This is a genomic window from Flavobacterium frigoritolerans, from assembly GCF_025847275.1.
In the GTDB taxonomy this organism is placed as follows: Bacteria; Bacteroidota; Bacteroidia; order Flavobacteriales; family Flavobacteriaceae; genus Flavobacterium; species Flavobacterium frigoritolerans.
Map to the genome: position 1 here is coordinate 65,862 of NZ_JAOZEV010000005.1, position 19,201 is coordinate 85,062.

A 19,201-nucleotide genomic window follows, 5' to 3' on the forward strand; every position below is an offset into this window, starting at 1 on the left:
AAGAAACAATAAACTTGTACGATTTAGCCAGTAAAAACTAAATTTAACGCATTGGTTGTAATTTAGTAAATATCAACAGATTAATCTTATTTTTAGTCCAAAATTCCTGAAAACAATATCGGGATTCCCGAATCCCGATAACGACCATTTGCTTTCAATATGTTGTTTACCATAGTTTTGACAAAAGAAAATGAAACTGTTTTTTAGTAAGACGTTACTTGAAATGCACTCTTTTTCTAGAATTACAATTTGGCCAATTGTGAGGGACTGATTCAGCTGTTTTTGTAACCCTATAAAAAACAGAGCAAATATGGGAATTTTACACATCCCAATAAAATGAAAAAAGTACTAACAAATTTCTCGAGAATACATTTAGTACAAATACAAAATATTTAATTTTAAAAACTTGAAAATTATGAATTTAGAAAATATAAATTTAGTAGAGCTTAATGCTCAAGAAGTACAAGAAGTTGAAGGAGGATGGATTGTTCCTGTAGCGCTTGCGGCACTTTATTTATGGGGAGAAATTTACAAATCTTCTAACGGAATGGATGAATACGGACGCCCATAAAAAATTTAGAATCCTTGAAAATTTTCAAGGATTCTTTTTATTTCTAATTTTAAAAAAATAATCTTGAAAAAAAATAATTTAAATCTTTTTATTATTGTAATTATCGGTAGAGCATTTGATATTTTAACAACCTATATATCTGGTGGAGGAAGTTTAGCTGGTGAAATGAATTTATTAGTAAGGTATTTTCATTATGGATGGAATGCCATACTTTTATCTGAACTTATAATAATAATTATCGCATATGTTTTTTTAAAAAAACAAACTGACTTTTTTTATTTTGAAGCAGAAAAAAAGATTACCAAATCTAATCTAACATTTAAAAAATATTTAGAGCTTTTATATTATGGAAGAAAAATAACTTTTTTAGAGCTTTTTTATGCAAAAATAAAATTGAAAATAATTTTTAATACAGCGATACATATTTTCCTTATTAGCACTGCAATTTTTAGCTTTTTAATAGGTGTCAATAATTTACTAGCAGGAGCAAATTACTTAAATTTATATAGCTTATCTAATAATATTTTTTATCAAAATAATATTGTGAAAATGTCTAATTTTTTTGTCTCTCTTATTGTTATTATTATCTATCATTTTAACCGATACAAGAAGTATCTTAATTATAAAAAAACTAATGCAAACGAATAAAGACTTAATTCTCAGGAATATTAAAAAATTTTCAGACTTTTTAATGGCATTGACAAAGCAAAAACCATCAGAAATAGAAAACATTGCCGACTATATAAATGAATTCAACTTAAAAAATTTTAATCTTTCTACACAATCCCTTTTAGAGAAAGAATCTTCTGAAATATTAGAAATAATTGGAAGCACTAATTTGGATAACATTAAAGATTTTGCAGATCTATTATTTTTTAGATTTTCACTTGAGAAAGATGTATCAAAACAATTACAGCAATCTAAAAAAATACTTGAATTATATCAGGTTTATGAAAAGATGTCTTTAATATATTCATTTGAAATTCAATCAAAAATTAATATATTAAAGACAGAATCTTATTGATTATCTTTTACGAAGTCTTTCAATATTCTAAAAATAACAAAAGATTAAATAAATTGTGACATGAAGAAACTGGCAACAAATTTTAGAAAAAAATCTAATCATATCTTTGACTGAAATTAAGATAGAAACCTCACTTTCAGATTAGCAAAATTATATCTCGAACTAAAAGAATATTTGAGGTTTTCCATTATTAAAATTTAAAATAAACAAAAAACATTCTACAATCCTAAAATTAATTTTTAATGAACTTATCAAAAACCTTTTATCTTGTTTTGAGTCTGTTATTCTCAATAAGCTTCTTTTATTCATTATTTGATACGCGTGACTCACATGAATTATTCTTTTGGGATGTCGATAAATGGATTTATAGAGGTTACCGATTGCTAATTGCACTTCTATTTATCAAATTGTATTTTGATAAAAAAAAGAACGAAAAAAATCAACTTATTTAAACCCTTAATATTACATAAAATGAAAAAAATTAGAATCGCTCTTTATGTAATTACTATTCTCTATGGATTGTCAATTATATTTTTTCATATAGACTTTATATACAAAAAACCTATTCTTTACTTTCTTATAGTTGCCCTACTTATTTTTGATTTAATTATTCCTATTTTTAGAAAAAAATCTAATCATGCGAAATAAGTTGATGGAAATTAAAAATAAATAATGTTAAAAATTATGGAAAAGAAATCGTCAATATCAACTCTTTTATTTGGAACAAAGGAAAAAAATCTAATAAAGGCTATTTACGTATGCATAATAATTGCCTCTTTTATCTATTTTATGGGAACATTATGCGGAAAAGCATATTACAATTATACGCATTAGGTTTTATAGTTCTTTTATGCATTCTAATAAATAAATAACTAACATACAAATAATTACAAAATGAAAACTAGAAAAAATTATTATATCTTATTATATGCAATAGCAATTTTTATATTGTTTAGCATTTATATATTCGAAAAGGGAGTGTTTTTTGGTAAAGCTTTGGCTCGTTAAAATAATATTGTGGAGAAATATTAACTATCTCTTCCTCATCAAAACTATTAAAGTGAATCCGAATTGTAATCTTGTTATCCTTATTTCTTTATTTATTAGGATATGCTATAGATTCTTTTTTAAAATAAAAAATGATAAAAAAAATTTTCACCCGAAAAAAAACATTCTTACTGTTTATATTGTTAATAATACTTTTCCAAATCATCAAGGATAAAGATGATTTTATTAAAGCTATAATGGGAAATTGATACATCACATAATTAAGAAAAATTATTCAAAAACACTAAAATTGTTTACGAACTATTTAAAATCATAAATTTAGTAGAGCTTAATGCTCAGGAAGCGGAAACCGTTGAGGGAGGAAATCCTATTTAGGTTGGGTTATAAGTTCTATTGCAGGATCTTTTATATATAGCATTGTAGAAGATTGGGATGGAAATGTAGCAGCATTTGAAAAAGCATATAGCGAAGGTAGAAACAGATAAAAAATACAAAAATGAATATATCAGATATAAATGTTATTGAATTAAAAAAAGAGGAATTAATTTCAATTTCTGGTGGAGATAAATTAACTAGACGTTTTTTTCTTGGTTAGGCGATATGGCAGCAGTAATTGGAAATGCAATAGAATCTGATGCTCAATATGGTGTTCACGGTCACATATAATAAACTAAAGATCCCTTTTAAATGAAACTAAACATAAAAAAGTTAATTAAAATAACACTTTCTATTCTAGTTGGTATTTTACTTTATAGAATTTTAAATGCTTTATTTTAACCGTTTATAAGAGATTATTGTGTTATAAAAGCAGTGTGAAAAAGCTTTATACTGCTTTTTATTATAATGAAATATAGAGGTGTAAAGATAATTGGTTGTCTGCATTTTTGTATGTAACACTAATTCACTCCGTATCCAATTCTTTGATTTTCATAATAAAAACACTTAATACGTAATTATTTTATGAACTTCAGTTCTGATCCCAATAAATACTCCAGAAAACCGTATTAGTAAAAACAAAACTAATAATAGTTCTGTTTTCTTGATTCTGTAATTACAAAATATAAAAATGAAAAATAAAAGTATTTACTCTAAGCTAATTACGTTTTTTAGTTATTTAATTGTTGCCATTTTAAACGGCTATTTATTCAATTGGATTAATGATACATATTTTAATTATTCTAATGAATCTGAAAATGGATTAAAAAACTTTTCAGGTTTAGGGAAATTTGTTATTGTTGTAATTTTAGCACCTATTCTTGAAACCTTAATTTTTCAATTTACACCAAATGAAATATTAGAAAAATTAAAAGTTAGAAGTTATTTTTTAAAAATAACGATCCCTAGTTTACTCTTTTCATTAGCACACTTCTACCACCCCATCTATATTGTAATGTCCTTTATTGCGGGCATTATACTAAATAAATATTACATAGATACAAAAAATGAAACACGCCTTTTTTTTATTCTAACCGTCTTATTGCATTCAGCATATAACTTATATGGTTATTTATTTGTAGTTTAATCTCCTCTACTTTTATTTACAACTTTTCGATTAAAGATATTCTCAATCTTTTCATGTTTTTGAAGTAAAACTAAACTGGTATCGCGTTTTTCTTAAGGCAATATCCCAATAATCTTATCTGTTTTTAAAACCTATTAGGTGTAAACTATTACAACTCTATTCCTTAATTGATATACAGTACTATTTGCAAGTACAATTGTATTATAATTCCTGAAAACAATATCGGGATTCCCGAATCTCGATAACGACCATTTGCTTTCAATACATTGTTTGACATAGTTTTGACAAAAGAAAACAAGACTATTTTTTAGATAAAACCAACTAATAAATTTAAATCATGAACTTCAGTTCAGATCCAATAAACACCCTCGAAAATCTTATTGCAAAAAACAAAACAAAGAATATATCCATATACCTGGTTCTTGTTTTGGCAATTCTTGTTTTCTTGGTTTTGTTACCAATAATTAAAGTTGACATTAGTAGTCAGAGCCGGGGTATTATTCGTAGTACTACCGATAATGTTCCTATTTCGACTATAGTAAGCGGTCGCGTTACTTGGTTGTCGTTTAAGAACAATACTATTGTACAAAAAGGTGATACGCTTATAAAAATCTCCAAGCAAAATCTGGAAAGCGATAAAAAAACACAAGATAGCTTATCAGGCTCCGTTTCGGCATTGGTAAAAGATATTTCATTGCTATTGCAAAATAAAACAGCATATATAACCACATCTACTGCCCGAGAAGATTTATCCAAATTTCAGGCACGCAAAGATGAATTGCAAAGCAAAGTGGCACAAGCACAAATTAACTTCAACCGAAATAAAAGCTTATACAATAAGGATATTATTGCAAAAGCCGAATTCGAAAAACATGAATACGAATTGCGTTTTGCTAATCAGGCATTACAAAGCTACATCACCCAGCAAAAAGCCACTTGGGAAAATCAAAAAAGAGAGCTGGAAGAACGATTAAAAAACTTAAACGGAACTGTTGCCAAAATAAATACCGAATCAACTAATTATATTGTTTTAGCACCTATTTCTGGAACTGTAGAGAGTTTTTCGGGTATCCAAGTCGGTTCTTACATAAATGCCTCTCAATCTATTGCATCAATTTCGGCAGCAGATCATCTTATTGTCGAAAGCAATGTTTCCCCAAATGATATTGGTCTTATAAAAAAAAGCCAGAAAGTAAAATTTCAATTGGATGCCTTTAATTACAATCAATGGGGTTTATTAGAAGGAAAAGTAATTGATATTGATCGAAATATTACTATGCAAGGAGAACAAGCTTTTTTTAAGGTACGCAGCGCACTAGATTCAACAACGATGCAGTTACAATCGGGTTACAAAACAAATGTTTCAAAAGGAATGACACTCACTACACGATACATCATTACCAGAAGAAGCTTGTTTGATTTATTATTCGATAAAGTAGATGATTGGCTTAACCCTAAACAATTAGCAAGTAGTAATTAGCAATTGCTTATGTTTCTTTTAATTTTTTAGTTACGGCAACTAATAACATTAACATTTTTCATAAAGAAGTTAATTTGTAGAATATCAAAATTACTAATTTCTAACTGTTAATTTCTAATTCCAATAAATATGTCTATAAAAATAAAACAACATGATATTAAAGATTGTGGTGCGGCTTGTCTGGCTTCTATTGGAAACCATTTCAAAGTTAATCTCCCTATAGCGAGAATCCGCCAATATGCCAATACCGATAAACGTGGTACTAATGTGTTAGGGATTATTGAAGCTGCCGAAAAAATGGGTTTTACCGCCAAAGGAGTCAAAGGCGGAATAGATTCTTTGGATAAAATCCCGCTTCCTGCTATTGCTCATATAATTACGAAAGAACAATTGCATCATTATGTGGTAATTTATAAAGTTGAAAAATCAATAGTTACTGTTATGGATCCTGGTTTTGGCAAAATGGTAACCTATACTTTCGATGACTTCCAAAAAGTGTGGTCTGGTGTATTGATTCTTTTTGCTCCAAATGATGATTTTAAAACGTATAATGAAAAGACGTCTCCCATAAGACGGTTTTGGCACTTGGTACAACCGCACAAAACTATTTTAATCCAAGCCCTCATTGGTGCAATACTGTTTACCGTTTTGGGATTAGCAATGTCTATTTATATTCAAAAAATAACCGATTATGTTTTGGTTGATGGTAATCGAAAATTACTCAATCTATTAAGCATATCTATGATTGCGATTATAGTACTACAGGCTTATATTGGTTCCAAAAAAAGTATCTTTGTAATGAAAACCGGGCAATTAATTGATGCTAAATTAATACTCGGCTATTACAAACATTTACTCCATTTACCACAGCGTTTCTTTGACACTATGCAAATAGGAGAAATTACCTCTCGAATAAATGATGCCGTAAAAATACGTTCGTTTATAAATGAAGTAGCAATTGAAATGATTGTAAACGTTTTTATTGTTGTCTTTTCCTTTGCGTTGATGTTTACTTATTATTGGAAACTGGCTTTGGTAATCCTACTCGTAATTCCATTTTATACAGCAATCTATTTTGTTTTGAATAAATTCAATAAGAAAGTAGAACGAAATATCATGGAAAATGCCGCAGAACTGCAAACCCAACTAGTCGAAAGTATTACACATATAAGAACAGTAAAAGAATTTGGAATCGAAGAATATTCCAATTTAAAAACTGAAAACAAATTTGTAAAACTATTGTTTACGGGCTATAAATCTGGTCTAAATGGAATTTTTGCAAATACATCTACCCAATTTTTGGCTTCGGGGTTCACCGTTATTTTAATGTGGATTGGTTCAGGATATGTAATAGACAGAGCAATTACTCCTGGAGAATTATTTTCTTTTTATGCCTTAATAGGTTATTTTACTTCCCCAGTAGCCTCTTTAATCGGCATGAACAAAACAGCACAAAATGCATTGATTGCTGCTGATAGACTTTTCGAGATAATGGATCTGGAACGCGAAGAAACAGAAAATAAAGTGGAGCTACAAAGAGAAAATGTAGGGGACATAAAATTCGAAAATGTTTCATTTCGTTATGGCTCTCGAGTTGAAGTATTTAAAAATTTCAATGCCGTATTCAAGAAAAATGAAACAACTGCTATTGTTGGTGAAAGCGGAAGCGGTAAGACTACATTAATCTCCTTGTTGCAAAATTTGTATCCCATAAAAGAAGGGAAAATTTACATTGGCGAATATGATACACAATTTATCCATTACCAAAGTCTAAGAAATTATGTTGGAGTAGTTCCGCAACAACTCAATCTGTTTTCCGGAAATATTATCGAAAACATTGCCTTAGGTGATTCTTTTCCAAATATTCAACATGTTTTGGACTTATCTAAACAACTCGGAATAACTGAATTTGTCGAAAAATTACCAAACGGTTTTGAAACACAAATAGGCGAAAATGGCACAATGCTTTCTGGAGGTCAGAAACAACGAATTGCAATTGCTAGAGCTTTATATAAGAATCCTGAGGTTCTATTAATGGATGAGGCAACATCATCACTAGATACTAACTCTGAAAGAACTGTAAAAGAAGTAATCGACAATTTCAAATTACAAGGAAAAACTGTTATTGTTATTGCACATCGACTAAGTACAATTGCAAATGCTAATACTATTTTTGTAATGAAAAATGGAACTATTATCGAGTCAGGAAATCATATCGATTTATTAGTCCAAAAAGGGGAATACTTTGATTTATGGAACAAACAGGGATTGTTATAATCCAATTATACAAACTATCAAAAACAAAAAAAGAGCCGACAATTACTTGTCGGCTCTTTATATATTCTTTCAATTTTCTTATCCTTTCAAAGCTTTGCAATTTTAAGATTTGAAAAATTAAAAATTTTTCTTATCCTTTCAAAGCTTCCGCTCCACCAACGATTTCTAAAATTTCGTTTGTGATGGCAGCTTGACGTGCTTTATTGTAAGTTAATTTCAATTGATTTCTCAACTCAGTAGCATTATCAGTTGCTTTGTGCATTGCAGTCATACGTGCACCATGCTCTGAAGCAAATGAATCACGAATACCTTTGTATAATTGTGTTTTTAATGATTTAGGAATCAAAGTCAACACGATTTCTTCTTTCGAAGGTTCAAAGATATAATCTCCTGTTGAAACAGGTACATCTGATTTAATTGGAGCTAATGGTAAAAACTGTTCTACTTGAACAATTTGAGTAGCAGCATTTTTAAACTGATTATAAATCAATTCAATTCTATCGTACTCTCCTGACAAGAATTTTTCAGTTAAATTATCAGCAATTGCAGCAACGTTATCAAAAGTCAAATGATCAAAAATTGCATTATGATGACCGTGAACTTTATGAGTTTTAGCTAATACATCATTTCCTTTTTTACCTATAGGAAAAATATCAACCTGTTTTCCGGCATAAAATTCAGAACGTGCTTTTGCTTCCTTTATTACATTCGTATTAAATGCACCACATAAACCTCTATTTGAAGTTATCGCTACAAGCAATACTTTTTTTACCTCACGTTGTGTTGTAAAATCTCCTCCAACATCACCATCTAGTGTTGCTGAAAGGTTTTGTAATAATTCCGTTAATTTCTCGGCATAAGGACGCATCGCTGTGATTGCATCTTGTGCTTTCTTTAGCTTAGCTGCAGAAACCATTTTCATCGCCGATGTAATCTGCATCGTAGATGAAACGGAAGTAATTCTATTACGGATTTCCTTTAAATTTGCCATTTTTTCTAATTAGAAAATTTGAAAATCAGTCAATTAGATAATTTAAAAAACCAAAGTGTTTTTTAAATTATCTAATTATCCAATTATCTTATTAGTTATATTTTGCTGAAATTTCTTTTGCTACTTTTTCAATAACATCTGTAATGTTATCGTCTAGTTTACCTGCTTTAAGCGCATTAAGAGTATCTTTATGCTTGCTGTTAAGGTATGCTAAGAAATCTGCTTCAAATTCTTTTACTTTATTTACAGGAACGTTTCTTAATAAGTTTTTAGAACCTGCATAAATAATAGCTACTTGGTTTTCTACAGTATAAGGATCATTTAAACCTTGTTTCAAGATTTCAACGTTTCTTTTACCTTTTTCGATTACGTTTAAAGTAACTGAATCTAAGTCAGAACCAAATTTAGCAAACGCTTCCAATTCACGGAATTGCGCTTGATCTAATTTTAAAGTACCTGATACTTTTTTCATAGATTTAATTTGTGCATTACCTCCAACACGAGATACTGAAATACCTACGTTGATAGCAGGACGAACTCCAGAGTTAAACAAATCTCCATCAAGGAAAATTTGACCATCTGTAATCGAAATTACGTTTGTTGGGATATATGCAGAAACGTCACCAGCTTGAGTTTCGATAATTGGTAAAGCAGTTAATGAACCACCACCTTTTACGATAGATTTAAGTGAATCTGGTAAATCGTTCATGTTTTTAGCAATTCCATTATCTGCAATTACTTTACAAGCACGCTCTAATAATCTACTGTGTAAGTAGAAAACGTCTCCAGGATATGCTTCACGTCCCGGTGGTCTTCTTAATAAAAGAGAAACCTCACGGTAAGCTACAGCTTGTTTAGATAAATCATCATACACAATAAGTGCTGGACGACCTGAATCTCTAAAATATTCTCCAATTGCAGCACCTGCGAAAGGAGCATAAACTTGCATTGGAGCTGGGTCAGAAGCATTTGCTGCAACAATAACTGTATAAGCCATTGCACCTTTTTCTTCTAACATTTTAGCAATTCCTGCTACAGTTGAAGCTTTTTGCCCAATTGCAACATATATACAAAATACAGGTTTTCCTGCATCGTAAAATTCTTTTTGGTTTAAGATAGTATCCAAACAAACAGTAGATTTTCCTGTTTGACGGTCACCAATTACAAGCTCACGTTGTCCACGTCCAACTGGAATCATAGCATCAACAGCTTTAATACCTGTTTGTAATGGTTCTGTTACTGGTTGACGGAAGATAACTCCTGGTGCTTTTCTTTCTAAAGGCATTTCGTATAATGTTCCACCGATTGGTCCTTTTCCATCAATTGGAAAACCAAGAGTGTTTACTACACGTCCTACCATTTGCTCACCTACTTTAAGAGAAGCAATACGTTGTGTTCTTTTTGCTGTTGATCCTTCTTTAATTCCTGTTGATGGTCCTAAAAGTACCACACCAACATTATCTTCTTCAAGGTTCAATACAATAGCTTCAAGTCCGTTTTCAAATTCAACTAACTCACCATATTGTACATTCGATAGCCCGTAAATACGAGCAATACCGTCTCCAACTTGAAGTACTGTTCCTACTTCTTCTAGCGTAGCACCAGATTCAAAACCTTCTACTTGCTTTCTTAATATTGCTGAAATTTCAGCAGGTTTGATTTCCGCCATCTTAAATTTATTATTTAGACACTTTTATGTGTAATAAAACTAATTACTTAACTCTCTTTTTAATACTTGTAATCTGTTTGCAACAGATGCATTATATTGCTTATCGCCTATTCTTAAAATAAATCCTCCAATAATTGAAGCATCTACGTTATTTTCAATTGTAATTTTCTTATCTGATAATGTTGCGATTTTAGCTAAAACTTTAGCTTCTAAAGCAGCATCCATAGGAATTGCTGTTGTAACTTTTGCTACTTCAACACCATTATTTTCATCAAATAATTTAACGTATTCTAGTGCTATTGCTTCTAGAATTTCGAATCTTTTGTTTTCAAACAATAAATGAAACAACCCTTTGGTTACACCATTTATAGTTGCAAAAACCTCTAAAAGAGCACTTTCTTTAACTTCAACTTTAATAGTTGGGCTTTGAATAAAGGTACTCAATTCTGCATTTGTATCAATTGTTGAAGCAATTGACTTCATATCGTTATTAACAACTTCGGCAACACCTTTAGAGTTTGCTAAGTCCAGAATTGCTTTTGCATAACGAATTGCTGCTCTTGTACTTGCCATAATATTAGTTTAACTTTACGTCATCTAACATTTTCTCAACTAATTTAGTTTGAGATTCTTTGCTAGATAATTCATCTTTCAATAGTTTTTCAGCAATGCTTAATGATAAAGTTGAAACTTGTGATTTCAATTCAGCCATAGCTGCATTCTTTTCATTTTCGATAGCTGCTTTAGCTTGGGCAATTAATTTTTGTCCTTGCTCTTGTGCTTCATTTTTAGATTCAGCTATAATTTGCTCTTTCATTTCGCGAGCTTCTTTTAACATAGCATCACGTTCAGCACGAGCTTCTTTTAAGATACGCTCATTATCAGCAGTTAAATTCTGCATTTCTCTACGAGCTGCTTCTGCAGATGCTAAAGCTTCGTTGATAGATTCTTCACGGCTTTTTACTGCACCTAATATAGGTTTCCAAGCAAATTTTGCCATTAGAAGGAAGAAAACAATAAAGATAGTTGTTGTCCAAAAAATTAAACTTTCTGGTGAAGTTAATTGCATAACATTATATATTTAAAATTTGTTTGTCTTTTTTTAAAAAAACTTCCTGAAGCCAACCGCTACAGGAAGTTTTAGATTTTAATTATGCGTTTGTGATTAACGCAACAACTACTGCGAAAAGTGCAACACCTTCAATAAGTGCAGCAGCAATAATCATAGCAGTCTGGATTTTTCCAGCAGCTTCTGGTTGACGAGCGATAGCGTCCATTGCAGAACCACCAATTTTTCCAATACCAAGACCTGCACCAATTACAGCTAATCCAGCTCCGATTCCAGCTAATACCATAATAATAAATTTATATAGTTAATAATTAATAAAACTCTGATTAATGATGATCGTGCTCTTCAACAGCCTGACCAATAAATAATGCTGATAGCAAAGTAAATACATACGCTTGCAAAGCAGCAACCAACATTTCTAATACACTCATGAACAATACGAATGCTCCAGCAACTGGTCCGATAGCAATAGTTTTGAAAATGAAAATCAAAGAAACTAAACTTAAAATAATAATGTGACCTGCAGTGATGTTTGCAAATAAACGAATCATCAATGCAAATGGCTTAGTAAGCATTCCTATAATTTCTACAGGAATCATAATTGGAGCCAACCACACAGGAACACCTGGTGTATTAAAAATATGTCCCCAGTAATTTTTGTTTGCGCTTAAAGTTGTAACGATAAAAGTAATAAATGCCATTACAAATGTAAAATAGATATTACCTGTTAAGTTAGAACTAAATGGAAAGAAAGGAATCAATCCGATAAGGTTATTAATCCAAATAAAGAAAAAGATAGTCAAAAGGTATGGCATATATTTTCCAGCCTTTTTTGTTCCAATATTTGGAATCGCAATCTCGTCTCTAACATATGTAACTAGTGGCTCTAAAAATCCAGCCAATCCTTTTGGTGCGTTTGGATTTTTCTTATATGATCTTGCTACTGCAAAAAATAAGAAAAACAAAATAATCGCAGACATCAACATTGAAAAAACATTCTTTGTGATAGAAAAATCTAAAGGTCTTGCATCAAAAGCAAAAGCTCCGTTACCTCTTTCTTCAGCAGTCATTTGCTCAAATTTGTCAGCATAAAAAATTACTTCTTTATAGCGAACAACTTTTTGACCATTAATATCTACAACATGTTCTCCTGTATTATCATGGTGAAATTTTTCTGATGAAAAAATCTCTAATCCATTTTTAGTCCATAAAATAACTGGTAGATTAAGCGAAATAGCATGACCATTCCAGTCAGCAATATGAAAATCATGAGAATCTCCAATGTGTGAATTAATCAATTCACTTGCATTAAATTCTTTTTCTATTTCGTGACCAACACTTTCTCCGTGACCGCTTCCTTCTGCTACTTCAACGTTTTCGTGTTTAACAGAAACACTATCAACAGTGGTAGAGGCGAAATTTATCGACGAAGTAAATGCTAATAATGTAACTAATAAGTACTGAACTGGTTTATTTGAAAATATCATTATTAAATCTTTATCTAATTTTAGGTTCCAAAAATTTTTTGCAAAGGTACATTTTAAATTGAAAATTGAAAATTTATGGATATGTTTTTTAATATTACATTTTAAATTATCAATTTATCTAATAATGAAGCGGTTAGCTTTTGTTTATTAGTCGAACTGTAAAATATGTTTCAAAAAGTAAAAATAAAAAATATGGGATAAAAAATGCTCCCAAATCAATTATTGGATCTTTAACTCCCGCTTTTATCAAAGGAATCAAGAAAATGATGGCTACCATCATTCTAAAAAAACTTGCTCCAAGAAAAGCGAAACCTGTATAAGTTGGAAAAATTTTATTCACATAAATTAAAAACAGATACACTAAAAAAGTAGCTACTATATTAAATATGTAAATACTCCACACGGAATAAAAAAAAACTAATTTATCTGATAACGATTGCATTATAAAATATTGTGTGGCTAACAATACAATCGAAAAAGGAACAAAATACTTAAGAAAATCTACAACTTTATTCATTATTTATTTAAATTTTTAACTTGTCGGATGACATTATAAAGAGCAAGAAAGACAGAAAATAAAGACAATATAATTGTCCACAGCGAACCGCCATTTGAATATTTTTCGTCTAACCACATACCCAAATAGGAAAATAAAAATATAATTACTCCCATCTGTATTGGAATGTTAACAAAAACTAACCATTTATTATTTCTCTGATTTTCATTTGGTTCCTTGTCCGCCATTTATTCCACTTTTAGAATCTGTTAACATTATACAAGTACCTGTGAAGTTGGCACCTGGTTCTACAGATAATTTGCCTACGGTTACTTCTCCATTAATTTTTGCTGTTGCTTTTACATTTAAAAGCTCAGCAACTTTAATCTTTCCTGTAAATTCTCCTTCAATATCGGCATTCTGGCAAATGATGTCTCCCTTGACTTTACTTGCTGGACCAATTACAATTTTCCCTTTCGAGGTAAAATTACCTATTAATTCTCCATCTAATCTAAAATCGGCTAGCGATGTAATATCTCCGGTTATTATAGTTCCTTCGACTATTCTATTAGTTTTTCCTAGGTTTTCTGTGCTAAATTTTGGGGCTTTATTAAACATGTTTAAGGTGTTTTAGGAGCTAAATAGGCTTCTAAATTTTTATTGATTTGTACTATACTATAATTGTCACTTGATATTATTACTGCTGGATAGGCTACCAAATTATACTTTTTATTTTCTTTTAACACTTTGGCAACATCATTTGCATAACTCTCTGATTTTATACCATGAATGGTAACAAACCCTGAATCCAAATCATATTTATCAAAAGAATAAGTTAACTTTTGGAAGTTCTCATCAACTAAGAATTTTTTAATAATATCCTCAATTGTTTTTCTTGCTTTTTCATCCTGAATATCAATTTTATACAGGATTTTCCAATTTTTGTTATCAACAGTTGTAAATACACGTTTCTCCAAAAATGGAATCTGATTGGTTAAAACATCCTGTGCTTTTTTACCCTCTTCACTATTTGGATAGTTCTCTGCTACATTTTCTATCGCTTTTTTATACGCAACTAATCCTTTAGCTTTTCCTAATGTATTGGCTTTTAATAACTCAAATTTAGAAACTATTTCATCTCCCGAATATTGATTTATAAGGTCATCAATATTATTTAAGACTTCGGCATATTTTTCTTCTTGAAATAATTTATACCATTTTTGATATTCTTTTTCTGGTGCCTTTATTCCTGCTCCCTCATCTAAACCATTATTGTTTATGATTTGTGCATAGCGTGAATTTGGATAACGAGTAGTTATATCCAGTTTCATCGCTACCGCTTTTGCAGGATTTGTAATCTCGTAAATTTTATACAGATTATACATAGATGGCAAAATCAATTTTTCTTCAGGATTATTCTTTAATAATTGCTCTAACTTATTGCTAGCCAATTCATATTCTTTGAATTTTTCCTTGTAAATAAGTCCTAATTGGTAGTACGAAAAATTTCGTTCCTGAACAATACTATCTATTGCCTGTTTGTCCTTTGGAAGTTGTTTTAAATAAAAATCTGTAGTATACTTTTCGACTATTACTTCTTCTATTATTGAATCATTTACAGCAACAGCTGTTGATTTATCATCATCAGAATTTGAATTCGACTTATTAGACGGTAATCTCCAGTTGCTATTTATCTCTCTATTTCCCCACAGTTTTTTGAATTGTAATTTACCATAAGCTACTGTTGATGGATTATAAAAATAGAAAACACTCGCAACCTCATTTCCTGTTGGCGGACTTGGAACACCACTTTTTTCAGGATTCCCTGGTAAAGCTCCTTTTGCAGTTATTGTTTCCAATCCTCCTCCATTTGTGTTTCGCTCTATATTCGCAATTTTCTCTTTTTGTTTTTCTTCAAGAATTCGTTTGGCTTCATCGGCAGTTTTTAACTTGGCAATATAATCTCCAAAATATTTTACTCTGGCTGAATCAGAAAGTCCAACTACATTTATAATACTATCATTGCGTTTCGCAATACCTTCATATTTTATTACATCATCCAAATTTTTTCTAGTTTTCTGGATATAAACATACTCCCTGGTTTTAGAATCTAATTTTACCAGAGTACTATCGTAATACTTTGCTGCCAGTGTATAACTTGCTTTTTTAAAGTACATGTTCCCTATGTTTCGATAGGTGGATGCTACCAAATAGGGATCCTTAGATTTTCTTTTTAAAGAAGAATTATAAAATTCTAATGCTGATTTTTCATCTTTCTTTTTATCAAAAAAGACTCCCATTTCATAAAATATTACATCTAAGAATGGTCTGTTTTCTCTATCATCAACTAGTTTATTGTATGTTTTAATAAAAAGTTCACTATCACCATTTTGATAATCAAATAACTGAGCCTTTTTTGCATAAGCATTAATTACATACTTTCGTTCTGCTCTTCGGTTCATATCAATTACTGATTGATAAAAATAAAGCGCACTATCTCTCTTATTGGTTTCCTGATACAATTGTCCTAAAATAAAACGGTATCTAGATCTTTCTGGATTTCTTTTGGTAAACTCTTCTGCAATTTTAAGTTTTGTAATTGCACTATCTTTTTCTTCCAAATTAATAAAAGCTTCTGCTAACAAAGCATTTGCATCGGCATATACTTGTTTTTTTAATGCAACTCCTTTAATTAATTTATAGATGTTTTTTATAACCAACTCATCATTACCTAATCGCATATTGGTTTTTTCACGCCAAATTCTTGCGGTATTGATATTACTACTTGTTGGGTATTTATATAAAATGTAATTAAATGCTTCTAGAGCAGGTAAGAATCTCTGGTCATAATAACGAGCCTGACCAAGCATTAAATATGCTTCGTCTATCTGACTGTTTTTTTCTCGTCCACCAATATTCATCGAGTGTTTCTGAATCGCCTTGGTCGCTTTTGTCTCTGCAAGTTGAAAATCAGGATTTTTAGTTTTAGCTTCATCCGAATTACCTTCATCAATTTGCATCCTTTCAACAGGCAGTAATTTCCAAAAGTTATCGGTATAATTAGCTTCTATCGCTTTCATCCCTTTATCAAAACCCACTTGCCCATTATACAAAATATTATACTTTGTACTTAATGCATGAGAGTTTCTTGCCAAAAACGTGTCTCTTTTTGTAGAACAAGCTATCAAAAAGGAGATAAATAAGAACAGAAAAATGTATTTAAATCGATTGTTTTTCAATGGGAAACACTTTTAACATTTAACATCTAAAAAAGTTTTTTAGTATAATGACTGGTAAAAATACGCTTCTTTTTGAGATATTTATATTTAAACGGCAAAAAACGCCTCGAGTTCTTGAAGTGTTTCTTTAGAAGTTTGGATATCTTTTACAATTTCTCCTTTATTCAAAGCAACTATTCTGTCACAAACTTCAACTGTATGCTGTAAATCATGGCTCGAAACCAAAACTGTAACATTCGGATTATCAGCTAGTTCTTTAATTATTTTTTTTAATCTACTTACTGTTGTAGGGTCTAAGTTAGCAAATGGTTCGTCTAAAACAATTACTTCGGGGCTCCCAATAAGCGTGGCTATAATTCCTACTTTTTTTTGATTCCCTTTGGATAAATCACGTAGATATTTTTTGTTTTTTAGGATTTCACCATTAAAAAACTCTTCGTGTTTTGATAACAATGCATCAACATCGGCTTTATTTTGTTTGCGTAAATCTCCTACAAAGTAAAAATACTCTTCTGGAGTTAAATAACCAATCAAAAAACTTTCGTCTAAAAAAGAACCTGTAAAAGTTTTCCAACCTTCATCATTATTTACTTGTATATTATTATTAATTATATTTCCTGTAGATGGCTGAATCAAATCTAATAATAAACTAAAAAAAGTAGTCTTCCCTGCTCCATTATTTCCTACCAATCCAAAACTTTGCCCTTTTGGAATTTCTAAATTTTCTATTTTTAAAACCGTTGTTCCGTTATATGTTTTTGAAAGTTGATTTACTTGTATCATTGTAATTTTTGATTTTAGTCCGAAGCTTCGGTATTGATTTTAGATTACGTCAATTGAAATTAATTATCTAATTGACAGATTTTCAAATTGATGAATTAACTCTTTTGTTTATACGCACTTATGGTTTTATATTTCTCGATTTTATATCTTTTTTCGATTAGAATAAAAACCTTGTCTCTAAATATAAAACCTATCACTCCTGCTAAAGCAACTAATGCTAATCCGATATTAGGATTTCCAAGAGAGAAACCAATCCAGTACAATCCCACTGGTAATAATAATTTAGGTAGCGTAAGCAGCATTGCATTTACATTGAATGCTTTTTTATCTCCAAAAGCACCACTAGTAGATGTTAAGTCGATTGGAGTTTTGGTAAATGCACCTCCTAAAAGAACTAAGTGTGAATTAACGCCAATATTATAAATTGCTCCAACCACAATTGTAAGATACACTTGCCACCCAAAATAAAGATAAAATGAAGCTATTATTGTTGAAACAATTGTTGCGATAACGATTAACCACCATTTTGATGTAATGTATCCTTTGTACGGAATATTTTGTGTCATCATAAGTTGATAATACGAACTATCCCAGCTTGGTACAAATTGTCCGAAAGTAAACAGAAAACCACCTGAAACAAAGATACCTGCAAAAATGTGCATAACAGGGCTATTATATGATTTGACACCTCCAGAAAAAAATAAAAAACCATAAAACAAGAAAAGAATACTCATCATGATAGTCATCTTGGATCTTTTATTTCTCTTTATAAGTTTAATATCATTTTTAAGAAACGTTCCCAATGTTCCAAATTGATTAAGCCATGTTAAATTTTCGGTTTTAGCGATATCATGCTTATTCGAAAGTCCTGCATCAAGATATAAATTGCTTTTAAAATAATTAAAAGTTACATAATATAACCCTATCAAGACCAAAACCGGAATAAGAAAAAGCCCTTTGATTGCATATAATCCATCAAAAAACAAAACGGTATAATTTGTAATATCAAAAAGATCATAATATTGTAATCCTCCCAAAATGGCTATTATTCCAAGAAAAATGACAAACAATTTATCGATATTACTTAATAAAATATTCAGGTAATTATTGATGTAAATTAATCCTATTATAGCCAAATGCCAAAAAATTACGCCCAAGATATCGTATCCTTCTAGTAATAATACTATTGTAAAAGGGAGAAAAAAGAAGGCATGAATAATATTAAAAAATGATAAAGCTGTTTTTCCAAGTGAAAAATGAACGATCGTTTTCTTTTGAATTCTTAATGTTAATAAAGGTCTAATATTAAGTACTGGAATGGCTTGCATTAAAAGTCTCATCGCCAAATCGAATAAAAAATAATAAACTAAGAACTTATTTATAGTTAATAAAGGATCCAGGTTCATCTTTTTAAGAACATAAAAAGCTCCTGCTCCAGCTGCTACGAAAATAAGTGAGAAATAAACTGCCAGAAAACCTATTATAATTTTCAATGCTACATTAGCACCAAAAGATGCCGACCTAGAAAAGGCTTTCCATTCGAGATAAATAAATTTTTTAATCATTTTTTTGGTTTAGTTTGCTT

The 19,201-nt window shown here is 30.3% G+C and carries 19 protein-coding genes; 7 read left to right on the forward strand and 12 right to left on the reverse strand.

Annotated elements, in window-relative coordinates:
• Nucleotides 1-415 precede the first annotated feature (415 nt).
• The 7 genes from OIU80_RS08290 (at nucleotide 416) to OIU80_RS08320 (ending at nucleotide 7,882) form a co-directional block, all read left to right on the forward strand.
• Nucleotides 416-571 (forward strand): hypothetical protein, encoded by a 156-nt coding sequence (locus tag OIU80_RS08290; protein ID WP_264286566.1) that lies wholly within the window; start codon nucleotides 416-418, stop codon nucleotides 569-571.
• Nucleotides 572-634: 63 nt separating this feature from the next.
• A complete protein-coding gene (locus tag OIU80_RS08295) occupies nucleotides 635-1,219 on the forward strand; it encodes a hypothetical protein (protein WP_264286567.1) in 585 nt (194 codons plus the stop codon).
• Nucleotides 1,206-1,595, forward strand: coding sequence for a hypothetical protein (locus tag OIU80_RS08300; RefSeq protein ID WP_264286568.1), 390 nt, complete (start codon nucleotides 1,206-1,208; stop codon nucleotides 1,593-1,595). The genes OIU80_RS08295 and OIU80_RS08300 overlap by 14 nt, the downstream gene beginning before the upstream one ends.
• Nucleotides 1,596-1,837: 242 nt before the next feature.
• On the forward strand, nucleotides 1,838-2,047 hold the full coding sequence (locus OIU80_RS08305; RefSeq protein WP_264286569.1) for a hypothetical protein: 210 nt from the start codon (nucleotides 1,838-1,840) through the stop codon (nucleotides 2,045-2,047).
• A gap of 1,622 nt (nucleotides 2,048-3,669) precedes the next feature.
• Entirely contained in the window at nucleotides 3,670-4,125 is a 456-nt protein-coding gene (locus tag OIU80_RS08310; protein ID WP_264286570.1) for a CPBP family intramembrane glutamic endopeptidase, read from the forward strand.
• A 337-nt stretch (nucleotides 4,126-4,462) separates the two neighbouring features.
• Nucleotides 4,463-5,605: an HlyD family secretion protein gene (locus tag OIU80_RS08315; RefSeq protein ID WP_264286571.1), complete on the forward strand. Its 1,143-nt coding sequence runs from the start codon at nucleotides 4,463-4,465 to the stop codon at nucleotides 5,603-5,605.
• Between the two features lie 129 nt (nucleotides 5,606-5,734).
• Entirely contained in the window at nucleotides 5,735-7,882 is a 2,148-nt protein-coding gene (locus tag OIU80_RS08320; RefSeq protein ID WP_264286572.1) for a peptidase domain-containing ABC transporter, read from the forward strand.
• A gap of 130 nt (nucleotides 7,883-8,012) precedes the next feature.
• Here OIU80_RS08320 and atpG read toward each other — a convergent pair whose 3' ends face one another.
• From atpG to OIU80_RS08380, 12 genes are all read right to left on the reverse strand, one after another.
• Nucleotides 8,013-8,873 (reverse strand): ATP synthase F1 subunit gamma, encoded by an 861-nt coding sequence (gene atpG / locus OIU80_RS08325; protein WP_264286573.1) that lies wholly within the window; start codon nucleotides 8,871-8,873, stop codon nucleotides 8,013-8,015.
• Between the two features lie 91 nt (nucleotides 8,874-8,964).
• Nucleotides 8,965-10,542 carry a F0F1 ATP synthase subunit alpha gene (atpA, locus tag OIU80_RS08330; protein WP_195737574.1) on the reverse strand — a complete coding sequence of 526 codons (1,578 nt, stop codon included), beginning with the start codon at nucleotides 10,540-10,542 and terminating at the stop codon, nucleotides 8,965-8,967.
• A gap of 39 nt (nucleotides 10,543-10,581) precedes the next feature.
• Nucleotides 10,582-11,115 (reverse strand): ATP synthase F1 subunit delta, encoded by a 534-nt coding sequence (gene atpH, locus OIU80_RS08335; RefSeq protein WP_264286574.1) that lies wholly within the window; start codon nucleotides 11,113-11,115, stop codon nucleotides 10,582-10,584.
• 4 nt (nucleotides 11,116-11,119) lie between these two features.
• Nucleotides 11,120-11,611, reverse strand: coding sequence for a F0F1 ATP synthase subunit B (locus tag OIU80_RS08340; RefSeq protein WP_264286575.1), 492 nt, complete (start codon nucleotides 11,609-11,611; stop codon nucleotides 11,120-11,122).
• An 82-nt stretch (nucleotides 11,612-11,693) separates the two neighbouring features.
• Nucleotides 11,694-11,897: an ATP synthase F0 subunit C gene (gene atpE / locus OIU80_RS08345; RefSeq protein ID WP_039113322.1), complete on the reverse strand. Its 204-nt coding sequence runs from the start codon at nucleotides 11,895-11,897 to the stop codon at nucleotides 11,694-11,696.
• 40 nt (nucleotides 11,898-11,937) lie between these two features.
• Nucleotides 11,938-13,098 (reverse strand): F0F1 ATP synthase subunit A, encoded by a 1,161-nt coding sequence (atpB, locus tag OIU80_RS08350; RefSeq protein WP_264286576.1) that lies wholly within the window; start codon nucleotides 13,096-13,098, stop codon nucleotides 11,938-11,940.
• Nucleotides 13,099-13,231: 133 nt separating this feature from the next.
• Nucleotides 13,232-13,615 (reverse strand): hypothetical protein, encoded by a 384-nt coding sequence (locus OIU80_RS08355; RefSeq protein WP_264286577.1) that lies wholly within the window; start codon nucleotides 13,613-13,615, stop codon nucleotides 13,232-13,234.
• Nucleotides 13,615-13,842, reverse strand: a complete 228-nt coding sequence (locus OIU80_RS08360) for an AtpZ/AtpI family protein (protein ID WP_264286578.1) — start codon at nucleotides 13,840-13,842, stop codon at nucleotides 13,615-13,617. Before OIU80_RS08360 ends, OIU80_RS08355 begins: the two co-directional genes overlap by 1 nt.
• Entirely contained in the window at nucleotides 13,820-14,212 is a 393-nt protein-coding gene (locus OIU80_RS08365) for a bactofilin family protein (RefSeq protein WP_264286579.1), read from the reverse strand. The genes OIU80_RS08360 and OIU80_RS08365 overlap by 23 nt, the downstream gene beginning before the upstream one ends.
• A gap of 2 nt (nucleotides 14,213-14,214) precedes the next feature.
• Nucleotides 14,215-16,833 (reverse strand): type IX secretion system periplasmic lipoprotein PorW/SprE, encoded by a 2,619-nt coding sequence (gene porW / locus OIU80_RS08370; protein ID WP_264286580.1) that lies wholly within the window; start codon nucleotides 16,831-16,833, stop codon nucleotides 14,215-14,217.
• An 87-nt stretch (nucleotides 16,834-16,920) separates the two neighbouring features.
• Entirely contained in the window at nucleotides 16,921-17,616 is a 696-nt protein-coding gene (locus tag OIU80_RS08375; RefSeq protein ID WP_264286581.1) for an ABC transporter ATP-binding protein, read from the reverse strand.
• A 95-nt stretch (nucleotides 17,617-17,711) separates the two neighbouring features.
• Nucleotides 17,712-19,181 carry a DUF5687 family protein gene (locus OIU80_RS08380; RefSeq protein WP_264286582.1) on the reverse strand — a complete coding sequence of 490 codons (1,470 nt, stop codon included), beginning with the start codon at nucleotides 19,179-19,181 and terminating at the stop codon, nucleotides 17,712-17,714.
• Nucleotides 19,182-19,201: the final 20 nt, after the last annotated feature.